At 68.2% G+C, this 14,686-nt stretch carries 13 protein-coding genes; all 13 read right to left on the bottom strand.

Annotation, left to right across the window (positions count from 1 at the left end; genetic code table 11):
* Positions 1-8 precede the first annotated feature (8 nt).
* The 13 genes from araA to rsfS all read right to left on the bottom strand — a co-directional run bounded on the left by araA (position 9) and on the right by rsfS (position 14,652).
* A complete protein-coding gene (gene araA, locus ABGB08_RS40290; protein ID WP_347601724.1) occupies positions 9-1,490 on the bottom strand; it encodes an L-arabinose isomerase in 1,482 nt (493 codons plus the stop codon).
* Positions 1,487-2,140, bottom strand: coding sequence for an L-ribulose-5-phosphate 4-epimerase (locus tag ABGB08_RS40285; RefSeq protein ID WP_155347550.1), 654 nt, complete (start codon positions 2,138-2,140; stop codon positions 1,487-1,489). Before ABGB08_RS40285 ends, araA begins: the two co-directional genes overlap by 4 nt.
* Positions 2,141-2,288: 148 nt before the next feature.
* Positions 2,289-3,326, bottom strand: a complete 1,038-nt coding sequence (locus ABGB08_RS40280; RefSeq protein WP_155358073.1) for a LacI family DNA-binding transcriptional regulator — start codon at positions 3,324-3,326, stop codon at positions 2,289-2,291.
* Between the two features lie 252 nt (positions 3,327-3,578).
* A complete protein-coding gene (locus tag ABGB08_RS40275) occupies positions 3,579-4,892 on the bottom strand; it encodes an MFS transporter (protein ID WP_347601721.1) in 1,314 nt (437 codons plus the stop codon).
* 199 nt (positions 4,893-5,091) lie between these two features.
* Entirely contained in the window at positions 5,092-5,448 is a 357-nt protein-coding gene (locus ABGB08_RS40270) for a hypothetical protein (RefSeq protein ID WP_347601719.1), read from the bottom strand.
* A gap of 83 nt (positions 5,449-5,531) precedes the next feature.
* Positions 5,532-5,885: a hypothetical protein gene (locus ABGB08_RS40265; protein ID WP_347601717.1), complete on the bottom strand. Its 354-nt coding sequence runs from the start codon at positions 5,883-5,885 to the stop codon at positions 5,532-5,534.
* A 307-nt stretch (positions 5,886-6,192) separates the two neighbouring features.
* Positions 6,193-6,810 (bottom strand): response regulator transcription factor, encoded by a 618-nt coding sequence (locus ABGB08_RS40260; RefSeq protein ID WP_347601776.1) that lies wholly within the window; start codon positions 6,808-6,810, stop codon positions 6,193-6,195.
* Positions 6,811-7,122: 312 nt separating this feature from the next.
* On the bottom strand, positions 7,123-8,313 hold the full coding sequence (locus ABGB08_RS40255; protein WP_347601715.1) for a histidine kinase: 1,191 nt from the start codon (positions 8,311-8,313) through the stop codon (positions 7,123-7,125).
* Positions 8,314-8,435: 122 nt separating this feature from the next.
* The gene (locus ABGB08_RS40250; RefSeq protein WP_347601713.1) at positions 8,436-9,530 is read right to left on the bottom strand and encodes a glutamate--cysteine ligase; all 1,095 of its coding nucleotides are present in this window, start codon (positions 9,528-9,530) and stop codon (positions 8,436-8,438) included.
* Between the two features lie 386 nt (positions 9,531-9,916).
* Positions 9,917-11,737 carry an ABC transporter ATP-binding protein gene (locus ABGB08_RS40245; RefSeq protein ID WP_347601711.1) on the bottom strand — a complete coding sequence of 607 codons (1,821 nt, stop codon included), beginning with the start codon at positions 11,735-11,737 and terminating at the stop codon, positions 9,917-9,919.
* On the bottom strand, positions 11,734-13,392 hold the full coding sequence (locus ABGB08_RS40240) for an ABC transporter ATP-binding protein (RefSeq protein WP_347601709.1): 1,659 nt from the start codon (positions 13,390-13,392) through the stop codon (positions 11,734-11,736). Before ABGB08_RS40240 ends, ABGB08_RS40245 begins: the two co-directional genes overlap by 4 nt.
* Before the next feature lie 238 nt (positions 13,393-13,630).
* Positions 13,631-14,251 carry a histidine phosphatase family protein gene (locus ABGB08_RS40235; RefSeq protein ID WP_347601707.1) on the bottom strand — a complete coding sequence of 207 codons (621 nt, stop codon included), beginning with the start codon at positions 14,249-14,251 and terminating at the stop codon, positions 13,631-13,633.
* Complete coding sequence (gene rsfS / locus ABGB08_RS40230; protein WP_155358064.1) at positions 14,248-14,652, bottom strand: ribosome silencing factor; 405 nt, start codon at positions 14,650-14,652, stop codon at positions 14,248-14,250. Before rsfS ends, ABGB08_RS40235 begins: the two co-directional genes overlap by 4 nt.
* Positions 14,653-14,686 lie beyond the last annotated feature (34 nt).

The raw sequence follows: 14,686 nt of genomic DNA, 5'->3' as shown, positions 1-14,686 counted from the left end.
GGGGGGTGTCAGAGGCCCTGGGCCAGCCGGTAGTACGCCTGGTTCCAGCGGAGCTCTTTGGTGAACTGCCTGGTCGTGGTGGTCTCGTCGATGAGCAGCAGCTCGGTCCCCGCCATGTCGGCGAGGTCGGTCAGTTCCTCGGGGCCGATCGCCGCCGACAGCGCGGTGTGGTGCGGCCCGCCCGCCATCAGCCAGGCCTCCGTGGCGGTACGGAAGTCCGGCAGCGGCTTCCACACCGCGCGGGCCACCGGCAGCTTCGGCAACGGCTCGCTGGGCGCGACCAGCTCCACCCGGTTGGCGACCAGCCGGAACCGGTCCCCCATGTCGGCCAGACCGACCACGACGGCGTCCCCCGGCGCCGCGTCGAAGACGAGCCGCACCGGGTCTTCCCGGCCGCCGATGCTGAGCGGGTGAATCTCGCAGGACGGTACGGCGGAGGCGATGCTCGGGCAGACCTCCAGCATGTGCGCGCCCAGCACGCGTTCCTGTCCTGGTTCGAGGTGGTAGGTGTAGTCCTCCATGAACGAGGTTCCGCCCGGGAGGCCTGCCGCCATCGTCTTCAGGGTGCGGACCAGCAGGGCGGTCTTCCAGTCGCCCTCGCCGCCGAAGCCGTACCCGTCGGCCATCAGCCGCTGCACGGCCAGGCCCGGCAGCTGGCGCAGGCCGCCGAGGTCTTCGAAGTTGCTGGTGAACGCGCCGAAGCCGCCGTCGGTGAGGAAGCCGCGCAGGCCGAGCTCGATCCTGGCCGCGTAGCGCAGCGAGTCCAGGCGCTCTCCCAGCAGCGCGGGCGCCACCTGGTAACTGTCGGCGTACTCCTTGACCAGCGTCGTCACCTCGGCGTCGGCCACCGCGTCCACGGCCGCGACCAGGTCGTTCACGCCGTAGGTGTTGACCGAGACGCCGAACCGCAGCTGCGCCTCGACCTTGTCACCCTCGGTCACGGCGACGTCGCGCATGTTGTCGCCGAAGCGGGCCAGCCGGAGCGAGCGCATCTCGGCCAGGCCGAGCGCGGCCCGCGCCCAGGCGGCCGTGCCGGCGACCACGGCCGGGTCGGTGACGTGCCCGGCGATCGTCTTGCGGGGCACGCCGAGGCGGGACTGCACGTAGCCGAACTCGCGGTCGCCGTGCGCGGCCTGGTTCAGGTTCATGAAGTCCATGTCGATGGAGTGCCAGGGCAGCGCGACGTTGGCCTGGGTGTGCAGGTGCAGCAGCGGGGTGCGGAGCGCGTCGAGGCCGGCGATCCACATCTTGGCGGGCGAGAAGGTGTGCATCCAGGCGATCACCCCGACGCAGTCGTCGGCGGCGTTGGCGTCCAGGCAGATCCGCCGGATGGCGCCGGCGTCGGTGAGCACGGGCTGCCAGACGACGCGGACCGGGAGGCCGGAGCCGTCCAAGGTCTCGGCGATGAGCCGGGATTGGTCGGCGACCTGGGCCAGGGTGTCCTCGCCGTACAACCCCTGGCTTCCGGTGAGGAACCACACTTGCTTCATCGGACTCCCTGCCCGTAGACGTTCTGGTAGCGGTCGTACAGCCGGTCGACGTCGGCCGGCGCGATCTCCTCGGGGGTGCCGAGCTGGCGGGCGATGTGCACGGTTCTGGCGACGTCCTCGCACATCACGGCGGCCTTGACGGCCTCGCGCGGGGTGCCGCCGATGGTGAAGACCCCGTGGCTGCGCATCAGTACGGCGGGCGAGCGGTGACCCTCCAGCGTCGCCACGATGCCCCGCCCGATGTCGTCACCGCCGATCAGCGCGAACGGGCCGACCGGGATCTCCCCGCCGAACTCGTCCGCCATCGCCGTCAGCACGCACGGAATCGCCTCCCCGCGCGCGGCCCAGGCGGTCGCGTACGTGGAATGGGTGTGCACGACTCCGGAAACATCCGGACGTTGCCGGTACACGTACGCGTGCGCGAACACATCACTGGAGGGCTTCAACCCGTCCTGTACGGGTTTCCCCTCCAGGTCGCACAACACCATCGACTCGGCCGTCAGCTCCTCGTACGGCACGCCACTCGGTTTGATCAGCAGAAGGTCGGCCCCGGGGACCCGGGCGGACACGTTGCCCGCCGTCCAGACCACAAGACCGGCGGTCACGAGTAACCGGTGCAGGTCAGCCAGTTCCTGCCGGAGTTCGATCATTTCCCAACCTAGCGATAGTTCGTGATTGCGTTAACATTGCAGACCTCAGAGAACCCAAGAGGCCCTTCCTGCTCCAAACGTGGTCTGAGTGCTCCGGCGAAACCGCCGGTCTTGCTGTCGTTCGTTGTCGGCTGTGTTGTTTGCGTTGTTATCGGCGTTGCGCGGTGGACTCGCGGACGACGAGCTCGGGCTCGACCATCCGCCGGACGTCCTCCTCGACCCCCGCGATGCGGTCGAGGAGAAGTTGCAGGGCCTGCCCGCCGACCTCGCCGAAGTTCTGCCTGACCGTGGTCAGCGGCGGCCAGTAGTACGCGGCCTCCGGAACGTCGTCGAACCCGACGATGCTGACGTCCTCCGGCACTCGTTTGCCCGCTTCGCGCAGCGCGCGCAGCAGGCCGAGCGCCATCGGGTCGTTGGCGGCGAACACGGCCGTGACCTCGGGGTCGCGGGCCAGCCGCCGCCCGTGCTCGTAACCGGACTGCGCGCTCCAGTCGCCGGCCAGCGGCTCCGGGATCGCGCGGCCCTCCGCCTCCAGCACCGACCGCCAGCCGCGCACGCGGCCGTTGGCGTCGATCCAGTTGGCGGGTCCGGACAGGTGCCACACCGTCTGATGTCCGAGACTGAGCAGGTGCCGGGTGGCGCGCGCGGCTCCGGACTGCTGGTCGACGGCGGCCACCGGGACGGGGACGCCCTCGCCACCGCCCACGTCCACCACCGGCAGGTCCTTCGGCAGGTGCCGCAGGCCCTCGGCGGCCGACTCGTGCGGGGCGATGACGATGACGCCGTCCACCGACTGGGAGCGCAGGCGTTCGACGCCCTCGGCGATGGATCGGCGGGTGAGTGCCTGCAGGCTGGCGATGCTCACCAGGTAGTCGTGCTGCCTGGCGGCGCGCTCGATACCGTAGAGGGTGGAGGCCGGGCCGTACAGCGTGGTGTCGAAGCTGACCACGCCGAGCACGCCGGACCGGCCGGTGACGAGGGAGCGGGCGGCGAAGTTGGGGCGGTAGCCGAGTTCCTGGACGGCCGCGAGCACGCGGGCCCGGGTTTCCGGCCGCACCTTCTCCGGCGCGTTGAGCACCCGGGAGACGGTCATCGCCGACACTCCGGCGAGCCCGGCGACATCCTCCATGACCGCCGCCCTGGGGCGGTCGGCGGGGGGGTCAGCCGTCGGGTTGCTCGATATCATCGGCCGCGATCCGTCCTTGTGCTCCGTCGTAGGTGTGTTGCGGGGAGATTTCCGAGTGTTTGCGATAACACTGCCTCTGTCAATACCTCGGTACTTGCTATCACGAAGAACCCACGATCCCACAGCTGAAACCGGATCGTTATGGGGTCTACGCCTTGACCAAACCGCCTGATAGCGCTAACAGCTTCAACTCATGACCGAGCTTTTACCTGGCGCTGGGTGGGGTGCTTCACCGGTTTGAGGCGAGATGGCCTACTCTTGATCTGTGGTCGCCCGAGGCGAGGTCAGGTCGCCTCGGGTGGCCACCTTTGTCTGAGACCGGTCGATGTGCCCCCGCGGGGTCTCCGGCTCCTCGCCGGTTTCGTCTGGTACGGCATGCGCCTGGATCTCGTCTTCGAGGACCCGGTCGGCGCCCGCGTACCAGCCGGTGGCCAGCTGGGCCGCGACCACGGCGAACAGCACGGCGAACGGCCACGTCCAGCCGCCGGTGGCGTCGTAGAGCAGGCCGATCATGAGGGGGCCGACCCCGGCGATGAGATATCCGACGCTCTGCGCGAACCCGGACAGCGCGGCCGTGCCCTCGGCGGTGCGGGTGCGCAGCGGGAGCAGCGCCAGCGCCATCGGGAATCCGCCCATCGCGATGCCGACCACGATCGCCGATCCCCAGAGCGCGTGGCCGGTGAGCAGGCCGGTGAAGCCCACGGCGTACAGGGTGCAGAACAGGACCACGAGTTTGCGGACGTTCCTCATTCGCGCGGTCAGGGCCGGAATCACGAGCGAGCTCGGGATGGAGAGTGCGGTGAACACGCCGAGGACCAGGCCCGCCTGATCCTCGGCGTAGCCGCCGTCCAGGAGCACCTGGAGGAGCCAGCCGAACAGCACGTAGGCGAGGAGACCCTGACTCCCGAAATATCCGGCTATCGCCCAGGCCAACCGGCTGCGGACCAGCGTGCGCGGCCCCGCGTACGCGCCCTCTTGGTCCTGCTTCGGGTCGTCGCGGAGGACGGCGAGCCACGGCACCGCCGCGATCAACGCCATCGACGCCCAGACTCCGAGCGCCACCCGCCAGCTCCCGCCGGCCGCCCGCTCGATCGGCAGGGTGAGCGCCGCCCCGAGCATCGTCCCCACGGCGAGCGAGGTGGCGTAGACGGTCATCATGACGCCGGTCTTGGCGGGAAAGTGCCGCTTAATCAGCGTCGGGATGAGAACGTTCCCCAGCGCGATCCCCGCCAGCGCCACCACGCTGAAGGCCAGGAACAGCCACGCCGACCCCACCACCGCCCGCGCCAGCAGCCCCACCCCGATCAGCCCCAGCGCCACCACGAGCAGCCGCTGCTCCCCCACCCACCTGGCCAGCCACGGCGTTCCCGCCCCGAACACCGCGAAACACACCACCGGCAACGTCGTGAGCAACCCCGACAGCGCCCCCGACATCTCCAGCCCCGCACTGATCTCGTGCAGCACGGCCCCCGTACTCGTAACCGCGGCCCTCAGATTGAGCGCGGCCAGCACCACCCCCACCACAACCAGCCAGGCCACCCACCGCCCCCGCCCAACCCCACTCACCAAAAACCTCCACTCACCAAATCATCGGATGAGTCCACCACATCACTCACACCACCCACAATGGGAGAAAACACCAAAGACCACCCGAGTAGTCCACTCCTCCCGGCCGTCCACTGGCAGTGGACGCAGGGCGAGCACAAGCCCATGCCGAGGATCGCCTCCATCGAACCCGGCTACGGTGCGGTGGATCTACGGGAGTTCAGGTGCGCTGGGTTCGATGTCTCAGCAACCAGGCGAGCCCGATGACCGGCAATACGAGTGGGATGAACAGGTAACCGCTGCCGTATCCCGACCATACGGTGGCGTGCGGGAACGCCTCCGGATCCAGGACGCTGAGCGTTCCCACGATCAGCACGCCTGCCAGTTCGATCCCGCAGGCAAGAAACGCGAGTCGCCGGTGCCCTCTCGCCAGCGCGACAGTCAGCACGATGTACACAAGCGCCGCGAACGCCGACAGCAGGTACGCGAGCGGCGCCTCGGCGAATCGAGTCGCGATCTGCACCGCTGCCCGGGACGTGGCGGCTATGGCGAAGACCGCATAAACCGCAACCAACACCCGCCCAGGGCCACCACCCAGCGCTGGCGCCTTGGTTGCACCCTCAGCCTGACGATTTGCCCCATCGGACCCACCGACCCGATTCATGCCGCGCCGTTCCAAATCTGAAGCAGCCGACCAGTCATAACCGCGACCGTGAGCGCCCCAACCGCGATAACACCAGGCCCCCAGCGAGTACGCTCCACCTTCCCCCACCACAACGCCGCCAGCGGAATGACCAGTGTCCCCACCAGATAGCCAATGAAAGTCGCCCGCTCAGTCACCTTCTCCACCTGAGCAAACGCCATCACCGCCTGAACGACCAGAGCGATCTCCAGCACCGCGAGCCCCACCAGCAGCCCAATCCCCATACGACGATCACGCACAGCCGCGACAAGACACCCCAACGCCAAAACCAACGCCCCACCGATAACCCACCCCGAGTAGGCCCCGGTCACCGCCAACCATCCCTAGGAGACATGGCCAGAAGGCTACCCCCCACCCACCCCGCCCCTAATCCCGGTCAGCCGGAAGACTCGAACCACCATCGACCCGCAGCCCGAGAACGCTGCCACTCTTGGCGCCGCTACGGCTCAACACGGCGAGAACCACCACCCGCGTAAACGGCGCCGGATAACGGGGAGCAACCAAGCGACCGCTCATTCCGCTCGATGCTCAAAGCCTGCACGGCTCGATCCAGTCACCACCATCGACCCTCGGCCTGCCCCTCATCACCGTCGGCGGCCCGGGTGTGCGAGGTCTCGGTCAGGTCAGGTTGTGCTGGGAGGCGAGGATGGCCAGGCGGATGCGGTTGGGGCAGCCGGTTTTGATCATGACGCTGGAAACGTGCGTTTTGACGGTGGTGACGCCGACCTTGAGGCGGTCGGCTATTTCGGGGTTGGAGAGGCCTTCGCCGATCAGGGCGAGGATTTCGTGTTCTCGGCGGGTCAACGGGAGCGGGGGTGGAGAGGTGGTTGACCGGGTGGACAGGGCCTGATCGACGAGGCGGGCGAGGGCGTTGGGGCTGAAGGCGTGATCGCCTTCAGCGGCGCGGCGGACGGCGTCCAGGAGGTCGGCGGGGGCGGTGTCCTTGACGAGGAAGCCGCAGGCTCCGGCGGAGAGCACCGGGTAGAGATGGTCGTCGTCGTCGAATGTGGTGAGCGCGAGAATTCGCGTGGACGGCCTCGCCGACATGATCCGCTTGGTCGCGGCCACGCCGTCCAAGCCCGGCATCCGCAAATCCATCAGCACCACATCGGGCACGGTGTCATCCACGAGCCGCACCGCATCGGACCCGTTCGCCGCCTCCCCCACCACCTCGATATCCGGCGCGGAATCAAACAACATCCGCAACCCCATCCGCACCAAATGCTGATCATCCACAAGCAGAACCCGAATCACCCCTCAACCTCCCGTCTCCTCCACCACGCACCCCATCCCAAGTCACCAACCCATCCCCACAGTTCACTCTTGCCTCCGCCGGCTGAAATCCCCTGGTTAGCGCAGCGACACGACGCAAAATCGCCCAACAGAAACGGCAGATCGCAGGGGCGCTCGCCGTTATCCGGCGCCGTTCACGAGGGTGGTGATTCTCGCCACATCGGTGCCAGGAGCAGCACCTGGCCTCCCAGCGGAATCCTTCGTTCCGTATCCAGCGCGGCACTGAGGCGGAGGCCCATCCCGTAGAACTCCACATCACACCCTGGCCTCCTGTCTTTCCCGGAAGTTCTTTTGTTCGGCGGGTAAGACGGCGCTGAGGCGCCAGCCCTTTCCTACCGGGCCAACGGAGAGTGCGCCGCCCAGGAGGTCGACTCGCTCGCGCATTCCGATCAATCCGTGGCCAACGCGCGATCCGGCTCCACGGGCGGTGGGTGGTTCGGGGTTTTCTTGTGAGGGGCGGCCTTCGTCCTCGATTTGGATGTGGACCGAGTTGTCGGCTTCCAGGGTGAGGTTGAGGGTTACCTGAGCTGAAGGGCCGGCGTGACGGATTGTGTTGGCGAGGGCTTCCTGGGTGAGGCGGAGGACCGTGATGCCGCGGAGTGGGTCCAGGTGGGTGGCGGAGGGGTCGATGGTGGCCTTGACGTGGAGGCCGGTGGCTCTGGCTCGGTCGATGACGACGGTGAGGGCGTCGGGGAGGCCGCCGGGGTCGACGAACGCCGTGGTGGGGAAGGGGGCGGGGTCGCGGAGGACGCCGACGAGTTTGCGGAGGTCGGCGAGGGCTGCGGTGCTGGAGGTGTGCAGGTCGTCGAGGACCTCGGTGATGCGGGGGTCGGTTCCGGCGGACAGCACGTGCCGGGCGACGCCGACGCGCAGGACCATGGAGGAGACGTGGTGGGCGACCAGGTCGTGGAGCTCTCTGGCGATGGCGGTGCGCTCGGCGGCGCGGGCGGCGGCGATGCGTTCGGCGGCGCTGTCTCGTTCGCGCCGGGCGGCGTCACGGGCGAGCCGGACATATCCGCCTAGGAGCAGCGGCACGCCGACCACGATGACCATGCGGAATCCGGCCGCGCCGATGGTGGCGGGAAGCTTGTCGAGCAGGTTGAAGCAGACGACCACCCCGAGCACCGTCGCCCCCGTCGCGACCTGCTGCCCCCGCCCCCGCACGGCGAGCTCGAACAGCAGCACGCAGGCCAGCACCTTGAGCACGGGCGTGGCCGCGAAGCCGTACTCATCGGCGAGCAGGAGCAGGCCCGACTGGATGAGCAGGGCCCACAGCTGCGACCAGCGGCAGACCGCGCTGAGCACCAGCGCGACGAGCGCGAGCGCCCAGTCACGCACGCCCACTCCCGGCACAATCCAGAGCAGATCGCCCACCAGTGCGGCGAGCAGAATCGCCAGCCGGACCAGGATGTAGTCCGGCTCGAAGATGCGCTCGATCCACGCCACGCCACGAAGCGTAAACTCCACCCCCGACAGAAACCTCCTCCACCTGGAGGAGACCGCGCGGAAACCACGGGGGAAAACCGATCCGGAGACCCGGCCGAGGGGCTCCAAGACGCTGAGGATGATCAGCCTCCGGCGGTTTCCTTGAGGAGGAGGTCGACTACGTCGCTGAGTTGGCCTCGTTTGTTGAAGGCGGCGCGTTGGCGGGCGGCTGAGCTGCCGCGGGCCAGGGCGTCGGCGGCGAGGCCCGCGATGGTCGGCCAGTCGTCGAGTTGTTCCAGCGTCGGGCGGAGATCTTCCAGCAGCCACTCGATCAGGCCGGGCGCGGGCACCGGTTTGCCGTCCACGGGAGAGATCAAGTCGCCTTCCAGCCCGGAACGAGCCGCGCGCCAGTGCCCCGCGCGGAGCAAAGTAGGACGGATGTCGCCCCGCGGCGGCGAACCCGCCTGGATCGCGGCCGTCTCCCTGATGACCAGAGCCCGGAACAGGCCCGCGAGCAGGATGACGTCGTCGACCAGCGGGCAGGCGTCGCAGATCCGCAACTCCATGGTGGGCACGTGCGCGGACAGGCGGATATCGAAGTAGACCATGCCCGCGTCGTCGATGACCCCGGAGGTGACCAGGTCGGCGACCGCCTGGTCATACTCGGCGGCCCCCGCGAACGGCCCGACCATGCCGGCCGTCGGCCACCGCTGCCAGGCCACCGCACGACTGCTCGCATACCCGCTGTCGGCCTCGAACCAGTACGGCGAGCTGGCGCTCAACGCGAGCAGCGCGGGCAGCCAGGGCTCGACCCGCTGCGCCACCATAACCGCCAGATCGCGATCGTCGATGTCCACATGGACCTGGGCTCCGCAAATGAGCTGTTCCCTGGCGATGAACTGATAGGTGTCGTGCAGGTACTGGTACCGATCGTCCGCGGTGATCACGAAACCACTGGGCCCGTGCAAGGGTGAGGTCCCGGCGCTGGCGATGCCCAGCCCGTGGGGTTCGGCGGACGCGATGAGGCGACGCCGGAGATCGACCAGGTCGGCGCGGAGCGTGGCCAGGTCGGTGGTGGGCTCGCTGTTGCTCTCCACCACGGCCCGCTGCAGTTCGCGGGAGAATCCGGCCTCGGGTAGCCCGTCCAGCACCACGTGCGCCTGTGGGGTCAGCCTCCGGCTCACGAGATCGACGACGTGGAACTCCTCTTCGACGCCTAGTGCCACCTTGTGAGTCATGAAGGGGACTTACCCACTTGTCCCGGTATAACAGCGCTCAAATTCCCTCAACCGACAAACGAAACATTTCCCACTTCCCCCGACTCAAAGGAGTGGGGGCTATCTATCGGAGGAAACGGGCAGTTGAGCCGTTCAACACCAAACCTCTCGCGTGAGATTCAGCCCATCTGGACGCCGCCACCCGGAATCTCCGAACTCCCCGACCTCGGTCCGCTTCCCCACCTGCAGCACCACGGGAAACCCCAACATCCTCCACGTACATGAACACGATATTTCGGATTTACGGAAATTTGGGGATTTGGTCTTCCGGGAGAGCATCAACTCCAGCGTCGAGGCCCAGTTCGAGTTCGCCCGGCAGAACTGGGTCAAAACTCAGCACGCCAGATCTACGACGAAAGGCTGTCCAACCACGCGTTGTGCAGCCCTGCGAACCGCCCCGCCGCCGAGATCAGCTGATCGGGCGGCCCGTCCTCGACCACCCGCCCATCGTCGATGACCAGAACCCGATCGGCGATCTCCACCGTGGAAAGCCGATGCGCGATGATCAGCGCCGTCCGACCGGCCAGGATGGTCCGCAACGCCCGCTGCACCAGCCGCTCACTCGGCACATCGAGACTGGACGTGGCTTCGTCAAGGATCAGCACCGCCGGATCGGCGAGAAAGGCCCGCGCGAACGCGACCAGCTGCCGCTGCCCCGCCGACATGCGCCCCCCGCGCTTGCCCACTTCGGCGTCATACCCCCCAGGCAGGCTCAACACGAAATCATGCGCCCCGATGGCCGTAGTCGCGGCGATCACATCACTCATCGGCGCCCCCGGCCGCCCGAACCGGATGTTCTCCGCTACCGTCCCGCTGAACAGGAAGTTCTCCTGCGTGACCATGACAACCGCTTGCCGCAACGTAGCCTCGTCAAGATCGCGCAGATCCACGTCGTCCAGCAGCACCCGGCCCGCGACCGGGTCGTAAAAACGGGAGATCAACTTCGCCAGGGTGGTCTTCCCCGCCCCGGTCGCCCCGACCACGGCAATCGTCTGCCCAGCCGGAATATCCAGATCCAGGCGATGCAGCACGGGAATATCGGCTTGGTAAGCGAACCGTACCCCGTCAAAACGCACCGCGCCCCGGGCGGCGGTCAGCGGGATCGGCCGCTCCGGCTCGGCGACCTCCGGCGGCTCCTCCAGCACCCCGGACAGCTTCTCCAGCGCCGCCCCCGCCGACTGCAACGCGTTATAGAACTGCGAAATCTCCTGCATCGGCTCGTAGAACTGCCGCAGGTACAGCAGGAAGGCCGCCATCACCCCGGCCGTGACCTCGCCATGGAAGGCCAGCCACCCGCCGTACACCAGAACCAGCGCGATCGTCACGTTGCCGATCAGCTTGATCCCCGGCATGAAGATCGCGACCAGCTGCATGCTGCGATGGTTGGCGGCCCGATAATCCTCGTTGAGCTCCTCGAAGATCTCCTGATTACGCGGCTCGCGGCGGAACGTCTGAGCCGCCCTGATCCCGGTCATCGACTCGACGAAATGCACAATGACCAGTGCCACCGTCTCCCGAGTCCGCCTGTACGCGACGCTGGAGGCGCGCCGGAACCACCGCGTCATCAGCAGCAACACCGGCAACGGCGCGAGCGCGACCAGACCCAGCTGCACATCCAGGACCATCAACACGACCGCGGTCCCGACCAGCGTGAGCACCGCCGTCACCAGGCCGTCGAACCCGGCCGCGAGCAACTCGGCGATCGCCTCCACATCCGAGGTCAGCCGCGAGATCACCCGTCCGGAGGTGTACTTCTCGTGAAACGACAACGACAGCCGCTGGAAGTGCACGAAGACCCGCCGCCGCAACTCCAGCAGGATGTCCTGCCCGATCCGGCCGGAAGTACGAAGAAACGCCTGCCGGGTCAGCGCCTGCGCGAGCGCCGCGCCCAGGATCGCCGCCACGATCACGATCAGCGTGCGCGGGCCCTCGCCGCGCACCATCGGCGGGATACCGTCGTCGATACCCACCTTCACCAGGTACGGAATGGCCAGCCCGGCGGCGTTGGACAGCACGATAACCGCGATCATCCCGGCGATGGCACGGCGATGCGGCCGCATCAGATCACCCAGCAACCGCCGGGACCGCTCACGCAACAGCAGCGAGATCCGCTCCGGCATGTCGTCCTGGTTCTCGGCGGCGACCCCGCGCCACTCCCGGACCGTCATCGCAGCACCTCCTCCGCGGCCAGCAACGCGCGGTACTCCGGCACCCCGCCGAGCAACTCGTGATGGGTGCCGACGTGCGCGATCGTCCCGTCCCGCAACATCGCCACCCGATCGGCCAGCAGCACGGTCGAAGCCCGATGCGCGACCACTAGGCCGGTCGCGTCGGCCAGCACCCGCCGCAGCGCCTCCTCGACCAGGGCCTCGGTCTCCACGTCGAGCGCCGACAGCGTGTCGTCCAGCACCAGGATCTTGGGCCGCCCGAGCACCGCGCGGGCCAGCGCGAGCCGCTGCCGCTGCCCGCCGGACAGCGACATGCCCTGCTCGCCGATCCTGGTGTCCAGACCCCAGGGCAACTCGTACGCGAAAGTGGCCTGGGCGATCTCCAGCGCGGCCCGGACCTCGTCGTCGCCGGCGTCGCCGTGCCCCAGCGTGATGTTCTCCCGCACGCTCATCGAGAACAGCGTCGGCTCCTCGAACGCGGTCGCGACCACCGACCGCAGCGCGGGCAGCGTGAGATCCCGGACATCCTGCCCGTCGATCGTGACCCGCCCGGCGGTGACGTCGACCAGCCGGGGCACCAGCGCGGTGAGCGTGGTCTTGCCGGAGCCGGTGGCCCCGACGATCGCCACCGTCTCCCCGGGCCGTACGTCGAGGGAGACGTCCCGCAGTACGGGTTCCGCGGCGCCGGGGAACCGGAACTCCACCCCTTCGAACCGCAGATGCCCGCGCGGCCGGTCGATCACCGCGACGCCCCCGACGATCGAGGGCGGGGTGTCGAGGACCTCCATCACCCGGTCGGCCGAGGTCATCGCCTCCTGCGCCATGGCCAGGATGTAGCCGAGCGAGGCCACCGGCCAGACCAGCTGCAGGACGAACGTGGTGAACGCCACCAGCGTGCCCACGGTCAGCGCGCCCCCGCCGACCGCGGTCGCCCCGAGCAGCAGCACCAGGCCGAGCGTGACGTTGGGGATCACCTCGAGGAAGGTGAAGAAGCGCGAGGCCAGCCGCACCTTGGTCATCGAGGTGCGATGCACCTTCACGGCCACCTCGTCGTAGCCGTCGAAGACGTGGCGGCCCCGGCCGAACGCCTTGATGGTGCGGATCCCGAGCGCCGACTCCTCCACGGTCGTGGCGAGATCGCCCTGCTCGTCCTGAACCTGCCGGGAGACCACCATGTAGCGGCGCTCGAACTTGATCGAGACGTACACGATCGGCAGCGCCGACCCGGCGACCAGCAGGCCGAGCGGCCAGAACATGTGCAGCAGCAGGATGGTGACCGTGATCAGCTGGAGGATGTTCATGACCAGGAACAGCGCGCCGAAGCCGAAAAACCTGCGGATCGTGGATAAGTCGGTCGTGGCCCGGGAGAGCAGCTGCCCCGACTGCCACTCGTCGTGGAAACTCATCGGCAGCCGCTGCAGGTGGGCGTAGAGATCGTTGCGGATCGCGGTCTCCACCCCGAAGACCACCGACCCCTGGCACCAGCGCCGCAGGAACGTCAGGAACGCCTCGATGACCCCGAGCGCCAGCGCCAGCAGGCCAAGACCGACCAAGGCTCCCAGATCACGATGAACGATCGCGTCGTCGATGACCTTGGCGCTCACCAGCGGGACGACGATCCCGGCCGCGATCCCCACGACCGCGGCGACCCACACGACAATCGTGATGCCAACGTACGGCCGAAGGTAGGACTTCAACCGCCAAAGCGAGTTAGAGACTGACTGAGGACCAGATCGTTCGCCGTCTGCAGACATCGTCAGGCAGGCAACTCCTCACGGCTGGGGGAAGCACGGGACCCCTACCAGCGTAAGCATGCACTTCAACCGGTTTTCCAGCGGACGCCGAAGCGCCCCACACCAAATCCGCATTTAGTGCGACCCAAGAAACGGGCGATCACGCCTGGATGTCGTCGCTGCTGACCGGAGTCGGCAGGGTGCCGGCGTTGTGCTCGGTCAGCCGCCAGCCCCGGGAAGACTCCTCCAGGATGGACCAGGAACAGTTCCCCAAGCCGCCCAGAATGGGCCACAGCGGTTCCGGGAGGCCCAGCAGGGCAGCGATACCCAGGCGGATGGCCGCACCGTGCGAGGCGACCACCAGGAGGCCGTCCTCCGCCAGGCTCGCGGCCCAGCGGCGGACCGCGACATTGACCCGGTGGGCCACGTCGGTGACCGATTCCCCGTTGGGCGCCCGCCAGCTCTTGAACTCCGCGGGCCAGCCCGCGCGGATCTCCTCCCGGGTGAGACCCTCCCAGTCGCCGCCGCCGCGCTCCCTGAGCTCCTTGTCGACGGTGACCGTCAGGCCGGTGAGGCGGGCCAGCGGGAGCGCGGTCTGATGGGCGCGCTGCAGGTCCGAGGAGACGATCATCGTGGGTTTTAAGGCGGCCAGCAGCGAGGCCGCCCGCGCGGCCTGGGCCACGCCGACCTCGTCCAGGGGGATGTCGGTGTGGCCTTGAAAGCGGTGTTCGACGTTCCAGCGGGTCTGCCCGTGCCGGAGGCAGACGATCCTTCTGGTCACTCAACCGCCCCGCGGGCGCGCTGGGCCGCGACTTTGGTCACGCTCTCTGGCAGAGCGATGGCGGGGCAGTCCTTCCAGAGGCGCTCAAGGCCGTAGAAGGTGCGCTCCTCCTCGTGCTGCACGTGCACGACGATGTCGATGTAGTCGAGGAGGACCCAGCGGCCCTCCCGCTCGCCCTCGCGGCGGACCGGCTTGGCCGCGGCGTCCACCCGCAGGCGCTCCTCGATCTCGTCCACGATGGCGCGGACTTGACGGTCGTTGGCGGCCGAGCAGACGACGAACGCGTCGGTGATGACGAGGCGGTCGCTGACGTCGTAGGCGATGATGTCGTCGGCCAGTTTGTCGGCCGCGGCCTCGGCGGCGACCCGGACCAGCTGGATTGATCTCTCGGATGCGGTCACGATGCGGTTCTGTCCTCCACTGATCTGGTCTTCA

This window comes from Acrocarpospora sp. B8E8 (genome assembly GCF_039871605.1).
Classification (GTDB): domain Bacteria; phylum Actinomycetota; class Actinomycetes; order Streptosporangiales; family Streptosporangiaceae; genus Acrocarpospora; species Acrocarpospora macrocephala.
The sequence above is the reverse complement of the archived record's forward strand: the minus strand, read 5'-3'. Positions and strand labels throughout refer to the sequence as shown.

Bases quoted from the DNA above. Each gene is read 5' to 3' on its own strand.
- araA (WP_347601724.1), bottom strand. From the start codon at position 1,490: ATGAAGCAAGTGTGGTTCCTCACCGGAAGCCAGGGGTTGTACGGCGAG.
- ABGB08_RS40285 (WP_155347550.1), bottom strand. From the start codon at position 2,140: ATGATCGAACTCCGGCAGGAACTGGCTGACCTGCACCGGTTACTCGTG.
- ABGB08_RS40280 (WP_155358073.1), bottom strand. From the start codon at position 3,326: ATGATATCGAGCAACCCGACGGCTGACCCCCCCGCCGACCGCCCCAGG.
- ABGB08_RS40250 (WP_347601713.1), bottom strand. From the start codon at position 9,530: ATGACTCACAAGGTGGCACTAGGCGTCGAAGAGGAGTTCCACGTCGTC.
- ABGB08_RS40245 (WP_347601711.1), bottom strand. From the start codon at position 11,737: ATGACGGTCCGGGAGTGGCGCGGGGTCGCCGCCGAGAACCAGGACGAC.